At 70.3% G+C, this 25,466-nt stretch carries 25 protein-coding genes and 3 tRNA genes; 8 read left to right on the top strand and 20 right to left on the bottom strand.

The window, feature by feature from the left end:
* The first annotated feature begins 65 nt into the window (after positions 1-65).
* The gene (locus BIU98_RS19920; RefSeq protein ID WP_071278839.1) at positions 66-248 is read left to right on the top strand and encodes a hypothetical protein; all 183 of its coding nucleotides are present in this window, start codon (positions 66-68) and stop codon (positions 246-248) included.
* A gap of 76 nt (positions 249-324) precedes the next feature.
* On the opposite strand, the gene BIU98_RS16215 is transcribed toward BIU98_RS19920, so the two are convergent.
* Positions 325-2,847, bottom strand: a complete 2,523-nt coding sequence (locus BIU98_RS16215) for an ATP-dependent Clp protease ATP-binding subunit (protein WP_071278837.1) — start codon at positions 2,845-2,847, stop codon at positions 325-327.
* Positions 2,848-3,066: 219 nt separating this feature from the next.
* Entirely contained in the window at positions 3,067-3,546 is a 480-nt protein-coding gene (locus BIU98_RS16210; protein WP_071278835.1) for a Clp protease N-terminal domain-containing protein, read from the bottom strand.
* Between the two features lie 89 nt (positions 3,547-3,635).
* Here BIU98_RS16210 and BIU98_RS16205 point away from each other — a divergent pair, with 89 nt between their 5' ends.
* Complete coding sequence (locus tag BIU98_RS16205; protein WP_071278833.1) at positions 3,636-4,568, top strand: NAD(+)/NADH kinase; 933 nt, start codon at positions 3,636-3,638, stop codon at positions 4,566-4,568.
* 62 nt (positions 4,569-4,630) lie between these two features.
* Here the strand turns inward: BIU98_RS16205 and BIU98_RS16200 are convergent, their stop codons facing one another.
* From BIU98_RS16200 to tilS, 15 genes are all read right to left on the bottom strand, one after another.
* The gene (locus BIU98_RS16200; RefSeq protein ID WP_071278831.1) at positions 4,631-5,692 is read right to left on the bottom strand and encodes a sigma-70 family RNA polymerase sigma factor; all 1,062 of its coding nucleotides are present in this window, start codon (positions 5,690-5,692) and stop codon (positions 4,631-4,633) included.
* Between the two features lie 340 nt (positions 5,693-6,032).
* Positions 6,033-6,164, bottom strand: coding sequence for a hypothetical protein (locus BIU98_RS20005; RefSeq protein WP_302847985.1), 132 nt, complete (start codon positions 6,162-6,164; stop codon positions 6,033-6,035).
* Between the two features lie 63 nt (positions 6,165-6,227).
* Positions 6,228-6,452: a hypothetical protein gene (locus tag BIU98_RS16195; RefSeq protein WP_071278829.1), complete on the bottom strand. Its 225-nt coding sequence runs from the start codon at positions 6,450-6,452 to the stop codon at positions 6,228-6,230.
* A 49-nt stretch (positions 6,453-6,501) separates the two neighbouring features.
* Complete coding sequence (gene lysS, locus BIU98_RS16190; RefSeq protein WP_071278827.1) at positions 6,502-8,028, bottom strand: lysine--tRNA ligase; 1,527 nt, start codon at positions 8,026-8,028, stop codon at positions 6,502-6,504.
* 520 nt (positions 8,029-8,548) lie between these two features.
* The gene (locus BIU98_RS16185) at positions 8,549-9,004 is read right to left on the bottom strand and encodes a hypothetical protein (protein ID WP_071278825.1); all 456 of its coding nucleotides are present in this window, start codon (positions 9,002-9,004) and stop codon (positions 8,549-8,551) included.
* On the bottom strand, positions 9,001-9,726 hold the full coding sequence (locus BIU98_RS16180; RefSeq protein WP_071279223.1) for a Rossmann-like and DUF2520 domain-containing protein: 726 nt from the start codon (positions 9,724-9,726) through the stop codon (positions 9,001-9,003). Before BIU98_RS16180 ends, BIU98_RS16185 begins: the two co-directional genes overlap by 4 nt.
* On the bottom strand, positions 9,690-11,450 hold the full coding sequence (locus BIU98_RS16175) for a PH domain-containing protein (RefSeq protein WP_071278823.1): 1,761 nt from the start codon (positions 11,448-11,450) through the stop codon (positions 9,690-9,692). Before BIU98_RS16175 ends, BIU98_RS16180 begins: the two co-directional genes overlap by 37 nt.
* Before the next feature lie 8 nt (positions 11,451-11,458).
* Entirely contained in the window at positions 11,459-11,980 is a 522-nt protein-coding gene (locus BIU98_RS16170; RefSeq protein ID WP_071278821.1) for a PH domain-containing protein, read from the bottom strand.
* 59 nt (positions 11,981-12,039) lie between these two features.
* On the bottom strand, positions 12,040-12,519 hold the full coding sequence (locus BIU98_RS16165; protein WP_071278819.1) for a DUF3180 domain-containing protein: 480 nt from the start codon (positions 12,517-12,519) through the stop codon (positions 12,040-12,042).
* Positions 12,516-13,133, bottom strand: a complete 618-nt coding sequence (folK, locus tag BIU98_RS16160; RefSeq protein ID WP_083393323.1) for a 2-amino-4-hydroxy-6-hydroxymethyldihydropteridine diphosphokinase — start codon at positions 13,131-13,133, stop codon at positions 12,516-12,518. Before folK ends, BIU98_RS16165 begins: the two co-directional genes overlap by 4 nt.
* Positions 13,130-13,582, bottom strand: coding sequence for a dihydroneopterin aldolase (folB, locus tag BIU98_RS16155; RefSeq protein ID WP_254787973.1), 453 nt, complete (start codon positions 13,580-13,582; stop codon positions 13,130-13,132). Before folB ends, folK begins: the two co-directional genes overlap by 4 nt.
* On the bottom strand, positions 13,579-14,370 hold the full coding sequence (gene folP / locus BIU98_RS16150) for a dihydropteroate synthase (RefSeq protein ID WP_071278817.1): 792 nt from the start codon (positions 14,368-14,370) through the stop codon (positions 13,579-13,581). Before folP ends, folB begins: the two co-directional genes overlap by 4 nt.
* Positions 14,371-14,447: 77 nt before the next feature.
* Entirely contained in the window at positions 14,448-16,433 is a 1,986-nt protein-coding gene (gene ftsH / locus BIU98_RS16145) for an ATP-dependent zinc metalloprotease FtsH (protein ID WP_071278815.1), read from the bottom strand.
* Between the two features lie 156 nt (positions 16,434-16,589).
* Positions 16,590-17,141 (bottom strand): hypoxanthine phosphoribosyltransferase, encoded by a 552-nt coding sequence (gene hpt, locus BIU98_RS16140; RefSeq protein WP_071278813.1) that lies wholly within the window; start codon positions 17,139-17,141, stop codon positions 16,590-16,592.
* Positions 17,142-17,166: 25 nt separating this feature from the next.
* On the bottom strand, positions 17,167-18,189 hold the full coding sequence (gene tilS, locus BIU98_RS16135; RefSeq protein WP_071278811.1) for a tRNA lysidine(34) synthetase TilS: 1,023 nt from the start codon (positions 18,187-18,189) through the stop codon (positions 17,167-17,169).
* Positions 18,190-18,241: 52 nt separating this feature from the next.
* On the opposite strand from tilS, the gene BIU98_RS16130 reads away from it, so the two are divergent.
* Positions 18,242-18,733, top strand: a complete 492-nt coding sequence (locus tag BIU98_RS16130; protein WP_071278809.1) for an inorganic diphosphatase — start codon at positions 18,242-18,244, stop codon at positions 18,731-18,733.
* Between the two features lie 184 nt (positions 18,734-18,917).
* On the opposite strand, the gene BIU98_RS16125 is transcribed toward BIU98_RS16130, so the two are convergent.
* Together BIU98_RS16125 and BIU98_RS16120 are read right to left on the bottom strand one after the other, a co-directional pair.
* The gene (locus tag BIU98_RS16125) at positions 18,918-20,405 is read right to left on the bottom strand and encodes an NlpC/P60 family protein (protein ID WP_071278807.1); all 1,488 of its coding nucleotides are present in this window, start codon (positions 20,403-20,405) and stop codon (positions 18,918-18,920) included.
* 32 nt (positions 20,406-20,437) lie between these two features.
* Positions 20,438-21,742 carry a M23 family metallopeptidase gene (locus tag BIU98_RS16120; protein WP_071278805.1) on the bottom strand — a complete coding sequence of 435 codons (1,305 nt, stop codon included), beginning with the start codon at positions 21,740-21,742 and terminating at the stop codon, positions 20,438-20,440.
* Between the two features lie 300 nt (positions 21,743-22,042).
* Between BIU98_RS16120 and BIU98_RS16115 the strand changes: the two genes are divergently transcribed.
* The 3 genes from BIU98_RS16115 to BIU98_RS16105 all read left to right on the top strand — a co-directional run bounded on the left by BIU98_RS16115 (position 22,043) and on the right by BIU98_RS16105 (position 22,338).
* A tRNA-Glu gene (locus BIU98_RS16115) sits at positions 22,043-22,115 on the top strand.
* A 72-nt stretch (positions 22,116-22,187) separates the two neighbouring features.
* Positions 22,188-22,264: transfer RNA gene (locus BIU98_RS16110), tRNA-Asp, on the top strand.
* A gap of 1 nt (position 22,265) precedes the next feature.
* Positions 22,266-22,338: transfer RNA gene (locus BIU98_RS16105), tRNA-Phe, on the top strand.
* A 191-nt stretch (positions 22,339-22,529) separates the two neighbouring features.
* On the opposite strand, the gene BIU98_RS16100 is transcribed toward BIU98_RS16105, so the two are convergent.
* Complete coding sequence (locus BIU98_RS16100) at positions 22,530-23,540, bottom strand: aldo/keto reductase family protein (RefSeq protein ID WP_071278803.1); 1,011 nt, start codon at positions 23,538-23,540, stop codon at positions 22,530-22,532.
* A gap of 207 nt (positions 23,541-23,747) precedes the next feature.
* Between BIU98_RS16100 and BIU98_RS16095 the strand changes: the two genes are divergently transcribed.
* On the top strand, positions 23,748-24,416 hold the full coding sequence (locus BIU98_RS16095; protein ID WP_071278801.1) for a hypothetical protein: 669 nt from the start codon (positions 23,748-23,750) through the stop codon (positions 24,414-24,416).
* A gap of 56 nt (positions 24,417-24,472) precedes the next feature.
* Positions 24,473-25,465, top strand: coding sequence for an NAD-dependent epimerase/dehydratase family protein (locus BIU98_RS16090; RefSeq protein WP_071278798.1), 993 nt, complete (start codon positions 24,473-24,475; stop codon positions 25,463-25,465).
* Position 25,466: the final 1 nt, after the last annotated feature.

Raw genomic sequence — 25,466 nt, 5'->3', positions numbered from 1 at the left:
TGGCACCGCGCCTCCCGTCATGTGCGCTGGGAACGGATCGACGTCGTCGGCGTACCGTCCGCCGCATGGACAAGGACACCAACCCGGAACACCGCGAGGACAACGGGTCCCTCGCCGATCTCAACGACGAATCGATCGGGCACGCCTTCGACCAGACCAACGGTCTGGCTGACGGACTGACCGGTGATTCCGACGGCACGGCCGACAGCGACGTCGCGAGCGACGCTGAACGCGACGACCAGATCTGACCCACCCGCACGACGACGACAGACGGGAGGCCCGGTGCCAGCTGGCACCGGGCCTCCCGTCTGTCTGGTGTGACTCCTAGGACTCGATCTCGCCCTGCGGGGCCGCGTCGGTGCCGGCCTCAACGGCCGCCGCACCGGCGAGGACCTCTTCGCGACCCGGCTGACGCCCGGTCTCGAACTCGAACTTGCCCTCGCGGAAGTCGACCTTCACGTGGTCACCGGCCGTGAGCTCACCCTGCAGGATGTGCTCGGACAGCTGGTCCTCGACCTCGTGCTGCATCGCGCGGCGCAGGGGGCGAGCACCGAGGGCGGGGTCGAACCCGACCTTGATGAGCTGCTCCTTGGCCGGGACCGTCAGCTCGACGGTCATGTCGCGGTCCAGCATGCGGTCGGACAGGCGCTTCACGAACAGGTCCACGATCTGCAGCAGCTCGGGCTGCGACAGCTGCGGGAACACGATCGTGTCGTCGACGCGGTTCAGGAACTCGGGCTTGAAGTGCTTCTTCAGCTCTTCGTTCACCTTCGCGCGCATCCGGTCGTAGCCGACGCCCGAGTCACCCTCGACCTGGAAGCCCACCGGGCCACCGGCGATGCCCTGCGAACCGAGGTTCGTGGTCATGATGATGACGGTGTTCTTGAAGTCGACCACGCGGCCCTGACCATCGGTCAGTCGACCCTCTTCGAGGACCTGCAGCAGCGAGTTGAAGATGTCCGGGTGGGCCTTCTCGATCTCGTCGAACAGGACCACGGAGAACGGCTTGCGGCGCACCTTCTCGGTGAGCTGGCCGCCCTCCTCGAACCCGACGAACCCGGGAGGGGCACCGAACAGGCGCGAGACGGTGTGCTTCTCGCCGAACTCCGACATGTCGAGGGAGATCAGTGCGCCCTCGTCGTCGAACAGGAACTCCGCGAGCGCCTTGGCGAGCTCGGTCTTGCCGACGCCCGTGGGGCCGGCGAAGATGAACGAACCCGATGGGCGGTTCGGGTCCTTGAGGCCGGCGCGGGTGCGGCGGATCGTCTTGGACAGGGCCGAGATGGCCTCTTCCTGACCGATGACGCGCTGGTGCAGGGCCTTCTCCATGAAGACGAGACGCGAGGTCTCCTCCTCCGTGAGCTTGAACACCGGGATGCCCGTGGCCTGCGCCAGGACCTCGGCGATGATGCCCTCGTCGACGGTGCCGGACGCGGCGACGTCACCGGCACGCCACTGCTTCTCGAGGCGGAGACGCTCGCCGAGGAGCTTCTTCTCCTCGTCACGCAGCGACGCGGCCTTCTCGAAGTCCTGCTCCTCGATGGCGGCTTCCTTCGACCCGCGGACCGTCGAGATCTTCTCGTCGAACTCGCGGAGCTCCGGCGGCGCCGACAGGATCGACAGACGCAGGCGGGCGCCGGCCTCGTCGATCAGGTCGATGGCCTTGTCGGGCAGGAAGCGGTCCTGCACGTAGCGGTCCGCCAGGTTCGCCGCGGAGACGATCGCCCCGTCGGTGATGGACACCTTGTGGAACGCCTCGTACTTGTCGCGGAGGCCCTTGAGGATGTTGATGGTGTGGGGCAGCGACGGCTCGTTGACCTGCACCGACTGGAAGCGACGCTCGAGTGCTGCGTCCTTCTCGAAGTGCTTGCGGTACTCGTCGAGCGTGGTGGCACCGATGGTCTGGAGCTCACCACGAGCAAGGAGGGGCTTGAGGATCGACGCGGCGTCGATCGCGCCCTCGGCAGCACCGGCACCGACCAGCGTGTGGATCTCGTCGATGAAGACGATGATGTCGCCGCGGGTGCGGATCTCCTTCGTGACCTTCTTCAGGCGCTCCTCGAAGTCACCGCGGTAGCGGGACCCGGCGATGAGCGATCCGAGGTCGAGCGAGTAGAGCTGCTTGTCCTTGAGCGTCTCGGGCACGTCGCCCTTGACGATCGCCTGGGCGAGGCCCTCGACGACGGCGGTCTTGCCGACACCGGGCTCGCCGATCAGGACGGGGTTGTTCTTGGAGCGGCGGGAGAGGATCTGCATGACCCGCTCCATCTCCTTCTCGCGCCCGATGACCGGGTCGAGCTTGCCGTCACGCGCGGCCTGGGTGAGGTTCCGACCGAACTGGTCGAGGACCTGCGAACCCTGCTGCGCGTTCTGCTGCTGCTCGCCGCCGACGGCGACCGCTTCCTTGCCCTGGTAGCCGGACAGGAGCTGGATGACCTGCTGGCGCACCCGGTTCAGGTCGGCGCCGAGCTTCACGAGGACCTGGGCTGCGACACCCTCGCCCTCGCGGATCAGGCCGAGCAGGATGTGCTCCGTGCCGATGTAGTTGTGGCCGAGCTGCAGCGCCTCGCGCAGGGACAGCTCGAGCACCTTCTTGGCGCGCGGCGTGAACGGGATGTGCCCGGTCGGCTGCTGCTGGCCCTGGCCGATGATGTCCTGGACCTGCTCACGGACGGCATCGAGCGAGATGCCGAGCGACTCCAGCGCCTTGGCAGCGACGCCCTCGCCCTCGTGGATCAGGCCGAGGAGGATGTGCTCGGTCCCGATGTAGTTGTGGTTGAGCATCTTCGCTTCTTCTTGAGCGAGGACGACAACACGACGGGCCCGGTCGGTGAATCTCTCGAACATGTGCTCTCCCTTGGCCCCTGCGATCGGAGCCGACAGCTGTGCCGGTCTCGTGTGAGTCCGGCCAAGTACTTCGAGAGTAACCAGCGCTCCGCCCCGGGGCTGCCCCTGTTCGCCGTGGGCGTGACCTGGGTTCGGTGGGTGCGTTCAGCGGTGACGAGCGGACCGCCGGGAGGCTCGGTGCGCGTCCGGCGGAGAGGCTGCGGTCCGCCGGTGGTGACGTCAGGAGCGGCGGGCCGCCCGTCGGATCGCGCGGCGGAAGCGACGGGGCTCGACGCCGAGGCGCTCCAACACGTCGTTGGCGGCTCCCATCAACGGGTCGTCGATGCCGTCGAGCACGGCGAGGACCACGTGGTGCGGTCGAACTCGCTCGTCGGGGCCCGCGATCTGCGCCGCTCGAGCCAGCACCCGGGCTCCGGCCGGCGTGCACACGATGCGGTCCGCTTCCGACGGGTACGGGACGGACCCCGCGCCGACGAAGACCCGGATGGACTCCCGAACCCGCGCCGGCGTGACACCGTGGGCATCGAGCACCGCAGCGAGCCGCGGCATGCCGCTACACAGGACGACCGCCGCGACGAGGAGGTGCTCTGCGTCGACGAAGCCGAAGCCCGAGTCCTGCGACTCGTGCTCGGCGAGGAGCACGATCTCGCGACCGTGACGGAGGGTGGGCACGGCAACGGAGAGGGCGGCAGTCTGCATCCATACAGAATATCGTGTTTCGTGTGTGTATGGAAGCCGTTCCTCAGGAGTCCCCTGCCGGGCGCAGGTCCGCCCGGTAGCATCCGGCCATGGAGCAGCCCGTCGTCGGCCTCGTCGTCCACCCGACCAAGAACGTGCAGGAGTCCGTCACGACCCTGCGGCGCTGGAACTCCTCCGGGCTCGGTCGTCTGGTTGCCCGGCGCATCGACGCCGCCCGCATCGGCGACACGATCGAGGTGGTCGAGGACGACGACTTCACCGCAACCGTGGACCTCGTCGTCGCACTGGGCGGCGACGGCACCATGCTCGGCGCCATGCGACTCGTGGCGAAGCGCCCGGTACCCGTGCTCGGCGTGAACTACGGCAACGTGGGCTTCCTGGTGGAGATCGAGCCGCCGGAGCTCGAAGCGGCGCTCGAACGACTGTCGGCGGGCGAGTACCAGCTCGAACCGCACCACGCTCTCGAAGCGCGACTGGCCTGGAGCGGGGCACGCACGGACTACCTGGCGTTCAACGACCTGACGATCGTGCGGCGCCCGGGTTCCGGGCAGGTCTCGGCCGACCTCAGCGTGGGCGGCCTCGGCTACGGGTACTACCGGGCGGACGCCATCGTCGCGGCGACGCCTGCCGGGTCGACCGCCTACAACTACGCGGCGGGCGGGCCGGTGCTCTCCCCCGCGCTCTCCGGCTCCGTCGTGACCCCGGTGGCCCCGATGGCCGGGATCGACCGCGCCGTCGTCCTCGCGGCGCGGGAGCGCTACCGCTTCGACATCGCCGAGGGCACCAGGAGCGCCGCGCTCGAGGTCGACGGGCTCGTCGTGGGCGAGGTGGCCACCGGCGCCCAGATCGACATGCGCCTGCGGAAGGACGCCGGCAGCGTGGTGCGGCTCGACGCCGAGCGACACGGGCGGACCGGCCGGGTGAAGCTCAGCCTGCTCGACCTCCCGGTACGCCCGGACCAGCTCGTGGAGCTCATCCCCAGCGACCTACGCCAGAAGCTCCGGCGCGAGGTCGAGGAGTGACCCCACCCGGACGCAACGACGCCCCCGACCGGAGTCGAGGGCGTCGGGAGCACTGCTGAGACCTACTCGGTCAGGTACAGCTGCATGTCCTGCGAGACCGCCTTGGCGAACAGGCGGAGCTTCGCGCGGGACTCGACGCGGCTGACGGCCTGACGGGTCGTGTGCACGATCTTCGAGATCTCGTCGAGCGTCATCGGCTTGTCGTCGTCGAGGCCGTAGCGCATGCGGATCACGTTGGCCTCGTCGCTCGGGAGCTCCGCGACGATCGAGCGGATGTCGCGGTGCAGGAGCGTCGTCTCGGTGAGCTCGTTCGGGGACGCGGCGTCCTCGTCTTCGATGAAGTCGCCCAGCTCGCTGTCGTCCGAGTCACCGACGACGGTGTGGATCGAGACCGGCTCGTGCGAGCGGCCCTTGAGGTCGACGAGTTCCTCGACGCTCATGCTCAGCTCGGCGGCGACCTCGTCGGGCATCGGCGCACGGCCGAGGTCGACGGTGAGGTCACGCTCGGTGCGGGAGATCTTGTTGATCAGCTCGACGGTGTGCACCGGGATGCGGATCGTGCGGGCCTTGTCGGCCAGGCCGCGGGAGATGGCCTGACGGATCCACCAGGTGGCGTACGTGGAGAACTTGTAGCCCTGCGTGAAGTCGAACTTCTCGACTGCACGGACCAGCCCGAGGTTGCCCTCCTGGATGACGTCCATGAACGGCAGGCCGCGCTGGGAGTAGCGCTTGGCGATGCTGACGACGAGGCGCAGGTTCGAGGTGATCATCCGCTCCTTGGCACGCTCACCGTCACGGACGAGCCACTTGAGCTCACGCTGCAGCGCCTTCGGCAGGCCCTGCTCGGTCGCGAGCTTCTCGCCGGCGAACAGGCCGACCTCGATGCGACGGGCGATGTCGGCTTCTTCCTCGGCGGTGAGGAGTGCGAGACGCCCGATGTGGCGCAGGTAGTCACCGACCTGGTCGACGGATGCACCACGGACGCCGGCGAGCTGCTCGTCTGCCTCGACCTCGGCTGCTGCGGCGTCGAGCGTCGTGCTCTCGACCTTGGCGGAGTCGGTCTTGGCGGTTGCCTTCTTGGTGCGGCGTGAGGTGGTGCTCGGCGTTGCCGTTGCGATCGTCATGTGACTCTCCCTGCATTCGACGGTGTTGGCCCTCGTCGGGTGAGACCGAGTAAAGCGGTCCCGAGGTGTACCCCACAAACCCGTTGGATCGATTCCCAGGGATCTCCGTGCTTCACCATCGCCACCCCATGGGGAGGGGTACACGATGCTGACGGCATTTCTCGTCGACTTCCGCGGAAGTCCGCGGTTCGTGCCGTCTTTCCGCCGATGTCAGCATGTGTCCGGCGGGTTTCGGCGGGTGTACCCCGGGGCACAGCGCTTCGCGGACATCAAAAAGGGGTACGTCGGTCCGGATCAGTGCGATCCGGCCTCCGTACCCCGAAGAGCAGGTGCGTGGGGGTCACCAGGACGGTTCGAGCCACCCGGATCGACGCTTCGAGACCTCGAGGTCGGCGTCACGGTCGTACTCGTCGTACTCGCTCTCGATGTCACCGACGAGGCTGCGAGAACGGAACATCTGCATGAGGGACATGCGGAGATCGTCACACCGGCCGGCAACAGCGGTGTGAACGCCGGACGACCGGGACGTGTCGGACTACTCCGAGGGCGTCGACGTGGGTGCGGAGGTGCCGTGGACCCGCTCGAAGCGGGCGCGCTCCTCGGCCTCGACCTTGGCGTACGCGGACCGCTCGTTGCGGTCCGCTCGCATGATCGCGCGCATGACGAACCAGAACACGAGGCCGACCACGACGGTCGGCGTCAGCGCGAAGATGATCCCGGTCACGACTCCATGCGGCACGCGGTCATCGTACCGCGCCATCTCGGGAGGCTCGGTGTGCGTCCGACGCGCACCGAGCCTCCTGTCCGGCTCACTTGACCAGCGGGAACAGGATCGTCTCGCGGATGCCGAGGCCGGTGATCGCCATGAGCAGGCGGTCGACGCCCATGCCCATGCCGCCGGACGGCGGCATGGCGTGCTCGAGCGCCCGCAGGAACTCCTCGTCGACGCGCATGGCCTCGGGGTCGCCGCCCGCGGCGAGCTTGGCCTGCTCGACGAAGCGCTCGCGCTGCACGACGGGGTCGACGAGCTCCGAGTAGGCCGTCGCGAGCTCGAACCCGCGGATGTACAGGTCCCACTTCTCGACGATGCCCGGGCGGGTGCGGTGCTCGCGGGTCAGCGGTGAGGTGTCGACCGGGAAGTTCATCACGAACGTCGGGCGGTCGAGTGAGTCGATGACGAAGTGCTCCCAGAGCTCCTCGACGTACTTGCCGTGGGTGGCGTGCGCGACCTCGACACCCTCGGCGGCCGCGAGCTCCTGCAGCTCGGCGAGCGGGGTCTCCGGCGTGATCTCACGACCGGCTGCCTCGGACAGGGAGCCGTACATGTCGATGCGGGGCCACTCACCACCGAGGTCGTACGCGGTGCCGTCGGGCAGCGTGACCTCGAGGGGCCCACCGGTCACCGCTCGCGTGGCGTTCTGCACGAGCTCTTGGGTCAGGTCGGCCATCTGCTCGTAGTTGCCGTACGCCTGGTAGGCCTCGACCATCGCGAACTCCGGCGAGTGCGACGAGTCGGCGCCCTCGTTCCGGAAGTTGCGGTTGATCTCGAAGACGCGGTCGATCCCGCCGACGACGGCCCGCTTCAGGAAGAGCTCCGGCGCGATGCGCAGGTAGAGCTCCGTGTCGAAGGCGTTCGAGTGCGTGACGAAGGGCCGGGCGGAGGCACCACCGTGCTGGGTCTGCAGCATCGGGGTCTCGACCTCGAGGTACTCGTGGCCGGTGAACGTCTGGCGGAGCGACGCCATCACGGCGGCACGGGCACGGACGGTCGCGCGGGCCTGGTCGCGGACGATGAGGTCGAGGTACCGCTGGCGGACCCGGGTCTCCTCGTTGAGTTCGTTGTGCAGGTTCGGCAGCGGCAGGATCGCCTTCGCCGCGATCGCCCACTCGTCGACCATGATGCTCAGCTCGCCACGACGCGACGAGATCACGCGACCGTGCACGAACACGTGGTCGCCGAGGTCGACGTACTCCTTCCACCGCGCCAGGGAGTCCTCGCCCACCTCGGCGAGGGACACCATCGCCTGGATGCGCTGGCCGTCGCCCGACTGCAGGGACGCGAAGCAGAGCTTGCCGGTGTTCCGGGAGAACACGATGCGCCCGGCGATCCCGACGACGTCCTGGGTCTCCTCGCCGGTCTCCAGGTGCTCGTGCTGCGCCCGGACCGCGGGGATCGTCGCGGTGATCGGGAGCTCGGCGGGGTAGGCCTCGATCCCGGCCTCGAGCAGCCGCGCGCGCTTGTCGAGCCGGACCTGACGCTGCTCGTTCGTCTCCTGTTCGGCCAGGGCGGCGGCGTCGGCGATCGCGGTGTCGGTGGTGGCGGTCTCGTCGGTCATGGGGTGCGGCTCCGGAGGTCGTGGGGGATCGCGTCGATGCTACCGGCCAGCGCCCCGCCGCCCGTCACCGCGAGCGAGCGCAACCGTGGACGCACGGTGCATAGGCACCAGCATGGGAATCGAATTCAGTCACGTCCGCGCCACCGCTCTGACCGCGATCGCGCTTTGCCTCGGAGCCCATGCGGGAGCTCCTGCCGACTACACCGTGGTCGAGTGCCAGCTCAACGACCCGGGCGGTGACTTCATCAGCGGCGTCGACGACATGACACGGCACCACGAGGAACTCCGCGGGATGTGCCGACGCGCTCGCGGTCCAGGCGTGACCCGAGGTCAACCCACCCCGCGCCGGAGGGCCGGGATCATCGAGTTCCGCCTGAAGCGCCCTCGAGCGGTCATGGAACGTCGGTTCAGCCCCGGGCGAGCGACGGACCGTGACCGCTCGGCGGAGGTGAGCGGGGAGTTGCGACCACTCGCGCAGACGGGTATGGACCGGACGGGCCGGAGCGACGTCGGGAGACCGTCACCCGCGGGACGCGGCCCCTCCCGTGCGGAAGGCCCCGGCGGGCGCGCGGCCCTGGGACCGCAGCACGAGCAGGGTCACCGAGGAGCCGAGGTACGCCGCCGCGACGAGGAGCATCACGACGGTGCCGGCCGCGTCGAAGCCACCCGACACACTCGAACGCGCGAGCACCCCGTCGGCGACGAAGTACGCCGCCAGCAGGAACCCGGCGAACGGCCTCGCGGTCATCCGCCACCACGCACGCGGCGGCGCGACGGGTTCGTCGTCCCCGCGGAACACCCGCACGCCGACCACGACCATCGCGACGAGGCCGACGGCGGCCAGGAACGGGACGGCGACGTCGGGCACGCCGAGCGCGAAGAGCAGCAGCGCGAGCAGGACCTCGACGACGGTGGCACCCACGACGTACCCGACCTTGGCCTGGGCGGTGGTGATGCGGAACGGACCGTTCGTCACAGCGCCGACTGCCCGTCCGCCGCCGTCAGCGCGTTGTCGACCGCAGACCGCACGAGCGCTCCGAGGACCCGACCGGGGCGCTCCACCCCGATCGAGGACAGCGTGCCGGCGGACTGGTCCACGATGGCGGTCGAGAAGCTCACGGCGGCGCGCACGGCATCAGCGTACGCGGGCCGGTCCTGCTCGGCGACGACGAAGGGCTCTGCCCCCATCTCGACCACGAGCGCCTGGGCGATGGGGAGCACGGGTCCGGGGGCGGTCACGGCGCAGTAGGCGTCCCGCAGCCGGGACAGGTCGACGCTCGTCCCGGTGAACGCCATCGCGGGGTGGATGGCGAGCGGGATCGCGCCGGCGGCCATCGCGGGCGCCAGGATGCCCACACCGTGGTCCGGGCTCGTGTGCACGACTAGCTGCCCCGGCTGCCAGATGCCCGCGTCGGCCAGTCCCTGCACGAGCTCCGCGAGCTGGTCGTCCGGCACCGCGAGCAGCACGAGCTCGCTGCGCTCCACCAGCTCCGGCGTCGTGAGGACGGGGACGCCGGGCAGCAGGGCCTCGGCGCGGTCGACGCTCGACATCGAGACGGCGGTGATGCCGACGACCGCGTGCTCCGCGTTCGCCAGCGCCGCTCCGAGCACCGGACCGACCCGTCCTGCGCCGACGACGCCGACTCCCAGCCGTCCCGCCCTCACCGGGCGGCTCCCGTCCCGGGGACGTCCTGCCAGCCGGGAGGCACGGTGCGCCCTGGGCGGGCCGCCTGCGGGACCGCAGGGTGCGCGTCGGGGGTGGGGCGAGCCTCCTGGCCGTCGGCTGCTGCGGGTCCGCGGGACCGCCAGCGGTGGGAGGTGTCGGTGGCCGCTGCCTCGACGGCGCGTTCGGCCGTGCCGGACCACAGGAGTTGGGCGTCCTTGGCGTCGAGCGCACCGACGCGCGCGGCGACCGGACCCGAGACGGTGTGGACGTGGACCGAGGCCAGGCGGAGCGCACGCTCCAACGGACCCTGCTCGACGCGGACGCTCTGGACGCGGGGCAGCGGGACGACGACGAGCGAGCGCCAGACGGCGCCGAGGCGGAGCAGCACGGCGCCCTCGACGAAGCGGTACCCGTTGCGGCGCGCGGACAGGGGGCGGAGCCAGCGGCCCCGACGCGGCGAGTGCACGAAGCCGCCGGCGTCCCCGGTCGTGGTGAGGCTGTCGTCGACGACGCTGACGGCTTCGGCGGAACCTTCGCGGAGGCGGTCCTTCGAGGCCTCCGGTCCGACGACCGCGGACCCGACGAGTGCCGGCAGGATGATCTCGAGCACCTGCCGGACGTCGGCCGCGGTCCCCACGGGGAGGACGATCGACGACACCTGCTGGTTGCTCGACGCTCCGTTGCCGGCGTTGGTCGCGCGGTTGATGCGGACGTCCCACCAGCCGAACGGGCGCCAGAGCAACGGCTGCGCGACGCTCACGGCGTGGATGCGGCCGGGCGGCAGGGTCTCGTTCGTGGTCGAGACCAGGCCGAAGCCGATCCGGATGCCGTCGCGGGTGTCGGCGATCGTGTACTGCAGCGACTTCGAGAACTTGCGCACGTAGTAGCCGCCGCTGCCGATGACGGCGGGGAACAGCGTGACGAGCAGGAAGTACTCCCCCGTCAGCGCGATGCTGACGATGATCGCGGCGACCAGCGCCAGGATCACCACGGTCGTGCCCGAGAGCAGCATCGAAGCGATCAGGCGCCCTGGCTTGACCTTCACGATGCGGGTGGCGTGTACGGCGTCGGCGTCGAGCTCGGGTGACAGGAACTCGTAGACGCGGTCCGACACGACGCCGTCCGAGGAGTACCGGCGACCGGTGGCGGTCTCCTCGGGCTCGTCACGTGCGCCGGACGCCAGCGACAGGATGCGCTGCCGGAGGTCGTCCGAGGCCTTCGCCCCGAGGTACGCGAGCTGCACGTTGGCGTCGTTGCCGGCCTGCGCGATCTCGAGCTTCGCCGTGCCGAACAGGCGCGGGATCAGCGGACGGGTGATGTTGATGCCCTGGATCCGGTCGAGTCGGGCCTTGCGGTGGTTGCGGAAGAGGACGCCGGAGCGCACCTCGACGATCTCGCCGGTGACGCGGAACTCGTGCATGCGCCAGGACAGGTAGAACAGGCCGATCAGCACGACCAGGAACACCGCGATCCCGAGCAGCACCCAGCCGAACGCGCCGTGCTCCCAGACGTAGCGGACGGGGTCGCCCTGCTCGCGGGACCCGCTGCCCGGGATGAAGGTCTCGACGAGGGTGTCGCGGAGGTTGTTCACGACGATGCCGAGCACGACGACGAGGAAGATCCCGCCGCGCAGCAGCGGCGTCAGCGGGTGCAGCCGGTGCCACTCCCCGTCGGTCAGGGGCGCTGCCGCGGCCGCGTTCCCCCGGCGGTTCGGGGCGGGCGGTGCGGGCGGCGGTGGCCCGGGTCGGAAGGTCACGTCGGTCCCTACAGCCCGGCGCGACGGGACTCGGCGAGCTCGACGAGTCGGTCGCGGAGTTCGTCGGCACGTTCGGCGGGGATGCCCGGGATCCGGACGTTCGTCGACGCCGCGGCGGTCACGAACTTCAGCTCGCTCATGCCGAGCGCCCGGTCGAGCGGACCGCGGTTCACGTCGACGAGCTGCAGGCGGCCGTACGGCACCGCGGTGAAGCGCTGCCACATGAGGCCCTTGCGGAGCACGAAGTCGTCGTCACGGAGGGCGTACCCGATCGCACGGACCCGGCGCGGCGTGAGGACGGCCGTGACCAGCGTGATGATCCCGATCGCGACGCCGATGAGGGTCCAGACGAGGCCGGCCGTCTCACCCGGGCCACCGCTCGCGACGCCGATGAGCACGCAGCCCACGGTGACGACGACACCGGCCAGCACGGTCGTGATGAGCTCGGTCCAGACGAGCTTGGAGGACACCCGGGTCCAGTCCACACCGGTCAGGCCGAGGCCGGGCTCGTCGAGTCGTTCGCGCGGCATCGCGGCCTCCTGTGGTGTGGCGTGGGTCGGCCGTCGCGCGGTGGTCGTGCGGCCGTCGGTCAGTGCACCGCCGTGCCGCCGCGCGGGTCGTCGTGGTCGTCATCGTCCAGGGGGACGATGCACATGCGTTCGGCGACGAGCGCGCACACGGTGAGCACGATCCCGCCTCCGACCGCCACGGCGTTCGGCAGGGTCGAGCCTAGCGAAGGCAGGACCGCGCGGGTCAGGAGGTACACGATCAGTCCGAGCGCCAGCGCGCCGAACAGGGCGCCGCAGATGCTCGAGGCCTTCGCCAGCACCACCACGCGGGTCGCGTAGTGCGGGTCCACGCGGCGCACGGCACGCCCCCGGACCTGTCGACGGATCGGGAGCGCCATGAACACGAGGGCGATGCCGATGAACGCGAGCGTCAGGCCGAGCGGGGCGGAGAGGATGAGCGTCGGGGCCTGGCGGGAGGCGAGTGCGGCGTCGAGGGCGAACCCGGCCACGGCCGCGACCACCGCGACGCTGATGAGGGTGGAGGCGCGGGTCGGCTTCACGAGGCGGCTCCGGGTGGCGTCGCGTGGGCGGTCGCGTCGGTCGGCGCGGCCGCGTCGGCGGTGGCGTCGGTCGGACGGGAGGCTCGGGTCGGCTCGTCGAAGAGGCGCGGCTCGTCGACGCGCTCGGTGTCGTCGCCGACCGCGGCGAGCAGGTCGGCCACCGGTCCGGCGCCGGGCAGCACGGCCGCGGGGTCGGCGTCGTGCCACGGCGCGAGGACGAACGCCCGCTCGCGGGCCCGGGGGTGCGGCACGGTCAGGGTCGCGGTGTCGACGAGCACGTCCGTGCCGTCGTCGTCCTGCAGCGCGACGACGTCGAGGTCGAGCGTGCGGTCACCCCAGCGGACCTCGCGGGTACGGCCGTGGGCGTCCTCGATGGCGTGCAGCGCGTCGAGGAGCTCCTGCGGCCCCAGGTCGGTGTCCACGACGACGACGGCGTTGCGGTACCGGGGCTTCGCCGTGTCCGGGCCGTCGAGGGTCACGGCGACCGACTCGACCTCGTGGCTGGACGCCACCGGTCGGACGCCGGGGACCGCGGCGACGGCGGCGGCCGCGGCGCGGAGCGTGCTGCCCCGGTCGCCGAGGTTGGCGCCGAGAGCGATGACGGCACGACTCACGCGCGGGCTCCGTAGCCGGCCGCGCCGTAGTTGACGGCGGCGTCGTGCTCGGGGGTCTGCTCGACGGTCCGCTCGACGGTCCGCTCGACGGTCCGCTCGCGGCGGATCGTGATCGACACGTCGGTGAACGGCACGGTGATCGGTGCCTGCGGCTTGTGGACGGTGACCTCGGTGGCCAGGGCGGCGCGGTGGGTGAGCACGGCGGCGGCGATCCGCTCGGCGAGGGTCTCGATGAGGTCGACCGGGTCGCGCTCGATCTCGGCGACGACCTGCTCGGCGAGGACCCCGTAGTGCACCGTGCGGTCGAGGTCGTCGGTGCCGGCGGCGGCTCGGGCGTCGACCTCGACCGCGACGTCGACGACGAACTCCTGGCCGTCGGCGCGCTCGTGGTCGAAGACGCCGTGGTTGCCACGGGCACGGACTCCGACGAGGCGGATGGTGTCGTTCACGATCGAGCTGCCCTCCAGGCTTCCCACACGTCCAGGACGGCGCGGGTCGGTGCGGGGTCGTGCACGCGCACGCCCCAGGCGCCTCGTTCGGCGGCCAACAGGCTGATGGCCGCCGTGGCGAGGTCACGGTCCTTCGGTGGAGCACCCTCGGCGCTGCCGATGCCGTCGAGGAACCGCTTCCGCGAGGCGGCGACGAGCACGGGCAACCCGATCGAGGCGAAGCGCTCGTACCCGGCGAGGATCTCCCAGTTCTGCACGCCCTGCTTGGCGAAGCCGAGACCCGGGTCGATGACGACCTGCTCCTGGCGCACGCCGAGCACGATGAGCTCGGCGACGCGCATCTCGACCTCGCGCCGGACCTCGTCCACCGCGTGCTCGTAGACGGCGTCGCGGTACATCCGGTCGCTGTGCCCGCGCCAGTGCATGACCACGAACCCGGTGCCCGTCGCGGCGACCACGCGGGCCATGTCCTGGTCGGCGAGCCCGCCGGAGACGTCGTTCACGATCACGGCGCCGAGCTCGACCGCACGTTCGGCGGTGCTGGCGTTCATCGTGTCGATGCTGACCGGCACGCCCTCGGCGACGAGCTGCTGGACGACGGGCAGCACCCGCTCCTGCTCGACGTCCACGGGGACGCGTTCGGCGCCTGGCCGGGTGGACTCCCCGCCGACGTCGACGATGTCGGCACCGGTCGCGACGAGTTCACGAGCGTGCGCCAGGGCACTGTCGTACGCCTGGTGCAGCCCGCCGTCGGAGAACGAGTCCGGCGTGACGTTGAGGATCCCCATCACGCGGGTCCGTCCTCCGACGGACGTGGCACCACCTCGGCGGCGATCCCGTCTCGTCGGCAGGTCCGTCATGCCGGCTACGCGGGTGCGATGCCCGGGTTGCCGAACGGACGGGCCCGACGGTTCTTCGACGCCTCGGTCTCCTGCTCGGCGGCGGTGTTCGCGGCCTTGCCGGGGACGGCGATGGCGGGCAGGTCGCTCACCGGTCGCTTCTCGCTCGAGAGCCACTGCGGGCGCTCGGGGAGCTTGCGGACGTCCTTGAACAGCTCCACGAGCTCCGGTGCGTCCAGCGTCTCCTTCTCGAGGAGCTCACCGGCCAGGCGGTCGAGCAGGTCACGGTTGTCGTTGAGCACCTGGTAGGCCTCGTCGTGTGCGGCCTCGAGCAGCGCGCGGGTCTCGGCGTCGACGGTCTCGGCGATGTTCTCCGAGTAGTCGCGCCCGGTCCCACCGCTCATGTCGCGGCCGACGAACGGCTCGGTCGACCCGGCGCCGAGCTTGACGGACCCGACGGCACGGCTCATGCCGTACTCGGTGACCATCTTGCGAGCGGTGCCGGTGGCCTTCTCGATGTCGTTCGACGCACCCGTGGTCGGGTCGTGGAAGACGATCTCCTCGGCTACGCGGCCACCCATGGCGTAGGTGAGCTGGTCGAGCAGTTCGTTGCGCGTGACGGAGTACTTGTCCTCGAGCGGGAGCACCATCGTGTAGCCGAGGGCACGGCCGCGCGGCAGGATCGTGATCTTCGTGACCGGGTCTGTGTGCCGCATCGCCGCTGCCGCGAGTGCGTGGCCGCCCTCGTGGTAGGCGGTGATCAGGCGTTCCTGGTCGGACATGATGCGCGTGCGGCGCTGCGGGCCGGCCATCACGCGGTCGACGGCCTCGTCCAGGGCACGGTTGTCGATGAGCTGCGCGTTCGACCGGGCGGTCAGCAGCGCGGCCTCGTTCAGCACGTTGGCCAGGTCGGCACCGGTGAAGCCCGGCGTCTTGCGGGCGAGGAGCTCCAGGTCGACCCCGGCAGCGAGCGGCTTGCCCTTCGAGTGGACCTCGAGGATCTGCTTGCGGCCCTGCAGGCCCGGTGCGTCGACGCCGATCTGGCGGTCGAAGCGGCCCGGACGCAGGAGCGCAGGGTCGAGGACGTCGGGACGGTTGGTCGCGGCGATGAGGATGACGTTCGTCTTGCCGTCGAAGCCGTCCATCTCGACGAGGAGCTGGTTGAGCGTCTGCTCGCGCTCGTCGTTGCCGCCGCCGATGCCGGCGCCACGGTGACGACCCACGGCGTCGATCTCGTCGATGAAGACGATGGCCGGGGAGTTCTGCTTGGCCTGGTCGAAGAGGTCACGGACACGGCTCGCACCGACACCGACGAACATCTCGACGAAGTCCGACCCGGAGATCGAGTAGAACGGCACGCCCGCTTCGCCGGCGACGGCGCGTGCGAGCAGGGTCTTGCCGGTTCCGGGAGGGCCGTACAGCAGCACGCCCTTCGGGATCTTGGCGCCGACGGCCTGGAACTTGGCGGGCTCCTTGAGGAACTCCTTGATCTCGTGGAGCTCCTCGATGGCCTCGTCCGCACCGGCGACGTCGGAGAAGGAGACCTGCGGGTTCTCCTTGTTGTTCATCTTCGCCTTGGACTTGCCGAACTGCATGACCTTCGACCCGCCGCCCTGCGAGTTGGCGATGAGGAACCAGAACAGCGCACCGATGAGCAGGAACGGCAGGAGCGTCAGGATGAGCGTGACGAACCAGTTCGACTGCTGGACGGTGTCGTTGTAGCCCTTCGGCAGGTCGGCCTGCGCGATGGCGTCGACGACCTCCGGCCCGCGCGGCTCGGAGTAGTAGAACTGCTCCGTCGCGCCGCCGTCCTTGAGGATGAGGTCGACGCGCTGGTCGGTCGAGTTCACGACGGCGGAGGACACCTTGCCGTCAGCGAGCTGCTCGAGCCCCTTCTGCGTGTCGATCTGGGAGGTACCGGTCGACGACAGGAGCTGCCACCCGACGATGATCCCCACGAGCGCGAGCAGTACCCAGACGTACGGTCCGCGGAAGATGCGCTTGAAGTCCATGTGATCCGGGCAGAGTGCCCGACACCTTTCTCTGCCGAAGTTGCGTGCAGGTCAGCATACGGCTGCGACTCTGTGGCGAGAGTGGGTGTCCTCTGCGGGCGAACTGGACGGTTCGCCAGGGGGGCTGGACGGTGCGTCAGCGGGACTGGACGTCCGTCAGGAGTAGACGTGCGGGGCGAGGACCCCGATGCCGCGCAGGTTGCGGTAGCGCTCGTCGTAGTCCAGGCCGAAGCCGACGACGAAGGCGTCCGGGATGTCGAAGCCGACGTAGCGGACGTCGACCTCGACCTTCGCTGCCTCTGGCTTGCGCAGCAGTGCGACGATCTCGACGCTCGCGGCCCCGCGGGACTCGAGGTTCTGCTTGAGCCAGGACAGCGTCAGCCCGGAGTCGATGATGTCCTCGACGATGATGACGTCGCGGCCGTGCAGGTCGGTGTCGAGGTCCTTGAGGATCCGCACGACGCCGGACGACTTCGTGCCGGAGCCGTAGGACGACACCGCCATCCAGTCCATCTTCGCCTGCAGGGTCAGGTGCCGCGAGAAGTCCGCCATCACCATGACCGCGCCCTTCAGGACGCCGACGAGCAGCGGGTCCCGGTCGGCGTAGTCGCGGTCGACCGCCGCGGCCAGCTCGGCGATCTTGTCGTCGATCTGCTCGGGGGTGAAGAGCACTTCGGAGAGGTCGTCCTGCACGTCGGAGAGTTCCACGCGCCAAGCCTAACGGCCCGCGGACTCAGTGCCCGGCGCTGAACGACAGGCGGTCGCCGTCGCGGGAGGCACGGACACCCGGCAGGTCGATCGGCCCCTGCCCGCTCCAGTCGGTGACGAGTCGGCAGACCTCGAGCGTCTGGACGCGGGACAGCGTCACGCCGAACTCGCTCTCGACGGCCAGGCGCACCAGCCGCTGCCGGAGCGCCGGGGGGTTCGCCGCGAGCTCCCGCACCGACAGCGAGATGCCGGCCTCGGAGTGCTCGGCGAGGTCCTCGGCCATCTCCTCGGCGAAGTGGTCGAGCGCGGCCGAGTCCTCGCGCAGCTGGTCGGCCGTGCGCGCCAGGGCCTCGGCGACGTCGGCTCCGAGCTCCCGTTCGAGCGCGGGCAGCACCGTCGTGCGGACCCGCACCCGTGTGTACGCCGGGTCGTCGTTCTGCGGGTCGTGCCACGGGGCCAGCCCGGCGGCGGCGCACGCCTGCCGGGTCGTGGGCCGCCGGACGGCCAGCAGCGGCCGCCCGTAGGTCGGCCCGTCCGTCCGACGCGCCAGCGGCGGCATGCCGGACAGGCTGTCCGGCCCGCTGCCACGCAGCAGTCCGAGCAGCACCGTCTCGGCCTGGTCGTCGAGGGTGTGCCCGAACAGCACCAGCGGCGACCCGGTGGCGGACGCGACCTGCGCGATCGACGCGTGGCGAGCCTCCCGGGCGGCGCCCTCCGGACCACCGTCGGAGCCGACGGCGACCCTGCGGACCTCGACCGGTGCCAGTCCTAGCTCGGTGGCCTGCCTGGAGGCTCGGCTCGCCACCGCCTCGGATCCCGCCTGGAGCGCGTGGTCGACGATGACCGCGCCGGCGCGGAGGTCCTGCTTCGGGGCCTCGAACGCGGTGGCCGCGGCGAGGGCGACGGAGTCCGGTCCGCCGCTCAGGGCGACGAGCACCAGGTCCCCGTCACGGAGGATGCCCTCGGTTCGCGCCCTGGCGAGGAGGTCGCGCACGGCTCGGCGTGTGCCGGCGACTGCGGGATCCAACCGGGGACGCGGAGAGTTCACCCGGTAACGTTAGCCGCGCTTTCCCGTGCAACCGACAGACCAGGAGCAACCAATGGCCGCGTACGACGTCGTCGTCGAGATCCCCAAGGGCAGCCGCAACAAGTACGAGGTGGACCACGAGACCGGTCGCGTCTACCTCGACCGCGTGCTGTTCACGTCGTTCGTCTACCCGACGGACTACGGCTTCTTCGAGCAGACCCTGGCGGACGACGGTGACCCCGTGGACGCCCTGCTGCTGCTCGAGTACCCGACCTTCCCGGGCGTCGGTGTGAAGGTCCGCCCCGTCGGCGTCTTCAAGATGAGCGACGAGGCCGGCATCGACGCCAAGGTCCTCGTGGTCCCCGCGAAGGACCCGCGCTGGGCGCACATCCAGGACATCTCGGACGTCGACGAGCAGACGAAGGCCGAGATCGCGCACTTCTTCGAGCGCTACAAGGACCTCGAGCCGAACAAGTGGGTCAAGGCCGAGGGCTGGGGCGACGCCGCCGAGGCCGAGGCCATCGTCACGGCCGGCCAGGCCGCGTACGTGCCCGCTGGTCACTGACGCCCGTCTGCTGACGCGCGAACGGCCCGGTCCCCTCGTGGGGCCGGGCCGTTCTGCGTGTGCGTGTGCGCTCGCGTCGCCGCTCGGGTGCTTCTGCGGCAGGCGTCGTGCATGGCGCCCCCGAGTCGTCATCGCGCCCGGGTGCGACGGGGCGCGGTGTTCGCGGCGGGGCGCGACGTGCTGCCTACAGGGAGCCGCTCGGGCGGGCGACGTAGGGCAGCAGGTCGTTCGGCAGCCAGATGGCCCGCTCGACGACGCCGACGCCGGGGCGCGCGGCCTCGACCATCATGCCGCCGCCGGTGTAGATCGAGTCGTGGTAACCGCCCGACGCGGTTCCAGTGTGCGAGTAGAAGAGGATGTCGCCCGGCTGGCGCTGCGAGATCGGCACGAGACGGCCGATGCTGCCGAAGTAGTTGTACTGCCAGACCACGTTGTGGCCACCGGTGGCGATGCCCTGCGAGTTGTAGGCCATCATCACGAGGCCGGAGCAGTCCCAGGAGTTCGGTCCGGCGCCGTTGATGAGGTAGGGCTTGCCGAGCTGCGCGCGGGCGAACGCGATGGCGCCCGCGGCCTTGGACGGGGAGCTCGGGGCGGGAGCCGGTGCGGGCGCTGGGGCGGGCTTGGGAGCGGGGGCGGGAGCTGGGGCAGGTGCCGGGGCGGGCTTCGGCGCCGGGGCGGGCTTGGGGGCGGGCGCTGGCTTGGGAGCGGGCGCAGGAGCCGGGGCGGCGCCCGAGCCGCTCGGCGTGGTGTCGCCGGACGTGCCGCCGCCCGACTCGGAGCCGCCGCTGGCCGTGGTGCCGCCGCCGGACTTCGTGCCGCCGCCGGCCGTGGCGCCGGTCGTGCTCTTCGTGCCGGACGACGTCGTCGTGGTGGCCCCGTTGCCGGTCGTCGTGGTCCGTGCGGCGAGCTGCGCTTCGGCCCGCTCGGCGCGCTGTGCGGTGTAGTAGGCGCTCTCGGCGTCGGCCGTGGTGCCCTTGAGGAACGCGAGCTGCTCGAGCACCTTGCCCTGCTGCGCCTGGCTCTTCTCGAGTCGCCCGCTCGCGGCGGCTGCGGCGGCGTTCGCGGCGTCGAGCGTGGACTTCGTGGTCTCGGTGGCTTCAGCGAGCGCCCTGGTCGCCTTCGACTTCTGCGCGGCGAGGGCACTGACGGTCTTCTGGTCCGCCTCAGCGCGGGCGAGGGCCGTCGCGGACCGCTCGGACAGGTGGGACATCGTCCCGACCTGGTAGAGCAGGTCCTTCGCGTCGCCGTCGTCGAGGAGCAAGCTCGTTGAGAGGTCTCCGCCGCCGGAGCGGGAGAGCTCGACCACGAGGGCCGCGACCTCTGCCGAGGAGTCCTCGGCCTTCGCCGTCGCCCGCTTCGACTGCGCGCTGAGGTCATCGAGCGTCGACTGTGCCTCCTGCTGCTTCGACGCAGCGAGCGAGTACGTCTGACCGGCCTGCTGCACCACGACGCCGGCGGCGTCTGCGGCGTCCTGCAGCGACCCCAGCCGGGATGCGAGCTCGTCGACCGTCTGCTGCGTGTCGGCCTGGTCGGCCTTCGCTGCCTGCACGTCCGCCCACGACGGGGCCTTCGGTGCCGCCTCGGCCGGTCCGACGATCGACACCGACAGCCCGATGCCGATCAGGGTGGCGGTGGCGATGCCGCAGGCGAGGGAACGCGCAGGCTTCTTCATGTGGTGTCAGGGCCTCTCGGGCGCGCACACGGTCATACCGAGATCCCCCGCGCAGCCATGAAGGGGACCGGGTCGATGGCAGCGCCGTTGACGCGGGTCTCGAAGTGGAGGTGGCAGCCGGTCGACCACCCGGTCGAACCGACCTGGGCGATCTGCTGGCCGGCCTCGACGTGCTGGCCGCTCGCGACCATGATGCCGCCGTCGACGACGTGCCCGTAGGCGGTGGAGATCCCGCCGCCGTTGTCGAGGATGACCTCGTTGCCGTAGCCGCCGCCGTTGCCCGCGAACACCACGGTGCCGGACGCCGCGGCGTAGATCGGGGAGTAGCAGGCCGGCGCCAGGTCGACACCGGCGTGCAGGGCGTGCGCGTGCGTGTACGGGTCGACCCGGTAGCCGTAGGGGCTCGTCTGGTACCCGGCGGAGGGACGGACCCACCCGGACGAGTTCGCGGTGCCGCCGGCGACCACGACGGGCGTGCCGGCGGACTGTGCTGCGGACGCTGCTGCGGCTGCCGCGGCCGCAGCCGCCTCGGCACGCTTCTTCGCGAGGGCCGCCTGTCGGGCCTTCTCGACCTGGACGCCCTTCTTGTACTTGGCCTCGACGTTGGTCGCGGTGCTGGTCAGCAGGGTGAGCTGCGACTCGAGGCGCTCCTGGTTGGCGTTCTGGGCGTCGACGGCACGCTGTGCGGACTCGGCGGCGGACTGCGCTGCCACCATCTTCTGCTGCGCGGCGTCGGCCAGCTCACCGAGGGCCTTCTTGGCGACCTCGGACTTGTCGGCGAGGGCCTGAGCGGTGCCCCGGTCCTGCGACGCCTGGGAGTAGATGCCGTCCGCCTGCTCGCTGAGCTTCGACATCGCGCCGAGTTCGTAGAGCAGGTCGCCGGACTTCGTGGGGTGCGTGAGGATGTCGGTCGTCACGTCGCTCGAGCTCGCGCGCCCGAGCTGCGCGGCCAGCTGACCGGCCTGCTCCTCGGACTGGGCCGCGGTCTTCTCGGCGTCGTCGGCCTGGCCCTGGAGCTTCTGCTGCTTGAGCGTGGCCTCGTCGAAGGCCGTCTGCGCCGTCTGGTACGCCGCACCGGCAGCCGCGGCGGACTTCTGCTTCGCCGACGCCTCGGACTCCAGCCCGGCGATGAGACCGCGGATCTCGGTCACCTTGTCCTGCTGCGCGGAGGCCGAGGCCTTGGCGGACTGCACGTCGTCCCAGCTCGGGTACGACGCGGCAGAGGCGGCCCCGACGGGTCCGACCACGGCGAGGGTCCCTGCGGTGAGCACGACAGCGACCGCGGCGGCGACGAGGCGGCGGCGGAAGCGGCGGGACTGCGGGAATGAGGTCGACATGTATCTCGATTTCGTAACAGCGCGGCAAGGCTCACGCACGTAACACTGTTAACAGACGCAACAGTAACAACAGGTGCCGACCCGATGCAGCCCCTCGGAGGAGGGGTACGGGCCGACGACGATGGTCGCACTCGATCATCGACAGCGCAGAATCGGAGCCAGTGCTCCACGGTGAGTGAAGTCCGACGGAGGCAGCCCGACAGCGCGACACGCCGGGCGGACCCGCTCGGACGGGTCCGATTTGGCAACAGGGCGAGGCATCCGTATGCTTGTCCATCGGTAGCGCGATGCACTGCTTGCGGCCCTATCGTTTAGTGGCCTAGGACACCGCCCTTTCACGGCGGCAGCACGGGTTCGAATCCCGTTGGGGTCACTCTCCGGAGTGAGCAAGTAACGTAGTGCGAAGCAACACCGAGCAAGACTGTACGATCAAGTAATTCCATATGGCCCTGTAGCGCAGCTGGTTAGCGTGCCGCCCTGTCACGGCGGAGGTCGCGGGTTCAAGTCCCGTCAGGGTCGCCACGGCTGGGTAGCTCAGTTGGTAGAGCGTTCGACTGAAAATCGAAAGGTCCGCGGATCGACGCCGCGTCCAGCCACATGGTGAAGAGCCTCTCGCGAAAGCGAGGGGCTCTTCTTCGTTCCGGGTTTCGTGCGTGCGTGCGTCAACGGTCGGCGTTGATCGCACCCGCACAACCGAAGTCGGCTCGCACCGCGGAAGTCCGTGGTGCGAGCCGATCCGGGTGGTGCGACGCCGATCGGCACCGGATGCCGATCGAGCCGCCGAGCCTCAGGCCTCGCGGGTCTTCGGGCTGCTGTCGTTCGTCTTCGCCGGGTCGCTCTCCACGACACCACCGAGTGCGTCGTCGATGCGGGACATCAGCTCGGCCGGGATCGTCACGCCAGCGGCGCCGGCGTTGTCGTGCACCTGCTCCGGTCGCGACGCACCGATGATCGCCGAGGCGACGTTCTCGTTCTGCAGCACCCACGCAACGGCGAGCTGTGCCATCGACAGGTCCAGCTCCTTCGCGACGGGCTCGAGCTCCTGCACGGACGACAGGACCTCGTCACGCATGAAGCGCTTGATCATGTCCGCGCCGCCCTTGTCGTCGGTCGCACGGGACCCCTCGGGCAGCGGCTGCCCCGGCTTGTACTTGCCGGTGAGCACGCCCTGGGCGATGGGCGACCAGACGATCTGCGAGATGCCGAGTTCCTTCGAGGTCGGGACGACCTCGGCCTCGATGACCCGGTACAGCGCGGAGTACTGCGGCTGGTTCGAGATGAGCTGGAAGCCGAGCTCCTTCGCGAGCGCAGCACCGGCGCGGAGCTGGTCGGCGGTCCACTCGGAGACGCCGACGTAGAGGACCTTGCCCTGGCGGACGATGTCGGCGAACGCCTGCATGGTCTCTTCGAGCGGGGTCTCGTGGTCGTAGCGGTGCGCCTGGTACAGGTCGACGTAGTCGGTCTGCAGGCGGCCGAGCGAGCCGTCGATCGACTCGAGGATGTGCTTGCGCGACAGCCCGGTGTCGTTGTGCTGCTTCGGGCCGGTGGGGCCGAAGACCTTCGTCGCGATCTCGAGCGACTGGCGACGCTCCCCCTTGAGGGCTTCGCCGAGGACGGTCTCGGCGCCGGTGTTCGCGTAGACGTCGGCGGTGTCGAACGTCGAGATGCCGACGTCGAGCGCGGCACGGACGCAGGCGATCGCCGCGTCGTTCTCGACCTGGGACGCGTGGGTCAGCCAGTTGCCGTAGGTGATCTCGGAGACCTTGAGGCCCGAGTTGCCGAGGTAGCGGTACTCCATGTGCAGTTTTCCTCCCGTGCCGCGGCGTCGCGGCGTCCGCCCCGACGGTAGTCCACAGCTCGGGACCACCGACCCAGCCGGAACCGAGACCCGTGATACATGTGTATCGGAGCGGAACACGGAGAAGTGGGAAAGACGAAACCCCGGCGATGTGGCTGGGCCAGTGATCGTTCCGGGGTCTTCGGGATCAGTCTACGAGGAGGACGGATGGGAAGCAACAGGGGCACACCGAGCACTGATGCGGTCCGCTCGCTCTTGACTCCGAGCCGCCTGCGGTCGTACGTCGACGCGACTCCCGACCTGCGCCGCGCGCTGACGCTGTACGAGTGGAACATGCGGGCGTCGGCCGGCGTGATGGAACTCGTCGGCGTCGTGGAGGTCGTCACGCGGAACGCGCTCGATCGCGAGCTGATCGCCTGGGTCCGGAAGCGACATCCCAACAGCACCTGGTTCGACCAAGTGAGCCTGGACGCCCAGGGCAGGAACGACCTGGTGAAGGCGAGGGGTCGCGCGACTCGGAACGGACGACGTCCCGAGGTACACGGTCGTGTCGTGGCGGAACTGACGTTCGGGTTCTGGCGGTACCTCGTGGAGTCGCGCTACCTGACGACCCTCTGGATCCCAGTTCTCCACGCCGCGTTCCCCCACGGTCCCCACGACCTCCTGACTCGTCAGCGCGAGGTCCGGGCACGCCTGCAGCAGCTGCACTTCGTTCGCAACCGCGCTGCGCACCACGAGCCGATCCACACCCGCGACCTCGATCGGGACCACGACTACGCGGTCGAACTCCTCGGATGGATCCACCCAGCAGCCGCGGCATGGGCCCAGGACGTGACGAGCCTCCGGGCAGTGCTGGGCGCCCGGCCCAGCGCGTGAGGTGCAGGATCGGGAACAGTGCAGTGCGCACCACCACCACGACGAAGGAGTCATCAATGACCGGAGCGAGCGTCCTGTTCATCGGCGGGAGCGGCGTCATCAGCGCCGCATGCGTCACGGAGGCCACCCAGCAGGGGTACGACGTCACGGTCCTGAACCGTGGGACCACCGGAGGCAGGCCGATCCCGGACAGCGTGACGCGCCTCCAGGCCGACGTGTCGGACCGCACCGCCCTGGCGGAGGTGCTGGGCGACCGCCACTTCGACACGGTGGTGAACTGGATCGCCTTCACGCCCGACCAGGTGCAGGCGGACGTGGAGTTCTTCGCGGGCCGGACCCGGCAGTACGTGTTCATCAGCTCGGCCTCGGCGTACCAGACGCCGGCGACGCACCTGCCGATCACGGAGTCGACGCCGCTGAAGAACCCGTTCTGGCAGTACTCGCGCGACAAGATCGCGTGCGAGGAGCTGCTCATGGAGGCGTACCGGGAGCAGGACTTCCCGGTCACGATCGTCCGGCCGTCGCACACCTACGACGAGACGAAGCTCCCGCTGACCGGCGGGTGGACGGCCATCGCGCGCATGCGTGCCGGCAAGCCGGTCATCATCACGGGTGACGGCACCTCGCTCTGGACGCTGACCCACAGCCGCGACTTCGCGGTGGGCTTCACCGGGCTGCTCGACCGAGCGGAAGCGATCGGCGAGGCCTTCACGATCACGAGCGACGAGGCACCGACCTGGAACGCGATCGCGGCTGAGCTCGCCGCCGCGGCCGGGGTCGACGACCTGAAGACCGTGCACGTGCCGGCGGAGGCCATCGCGGCCGTCGACGAGGACTGGGGCGCGGCGCTGCTCGGCGACAAGGCCAACAGCTCGGTGTTCGACAACAGCAAGATCCGGTCGCTGGTGCCGTGGTACCGGCCCCGGACGACCTACCGGCAGGGTGCTCGCGAGGTGCTCGCCTGGTACGAGGCACACCCCGAGGAGCAGGTCGTGGACGAGGAACTCGACGCGCTGATGGACCAGCTCGCGGAGCGCTGGGCGGTCTGAC

Source organism: Curtobacterium sp. MMLR14_010, assembly GCF_001865015.1.
Classification (GTDB): Bacteria; Actinomycetota; Actinomycetes; order Actinomycetales; family Microbacteriaceae; genus Curtobacterium.
The sequence above is the reverse complement of the archived record's forward strand: the minus strand, read 5'-3'. Positions and strand labels throughout refer to the sequence as shown.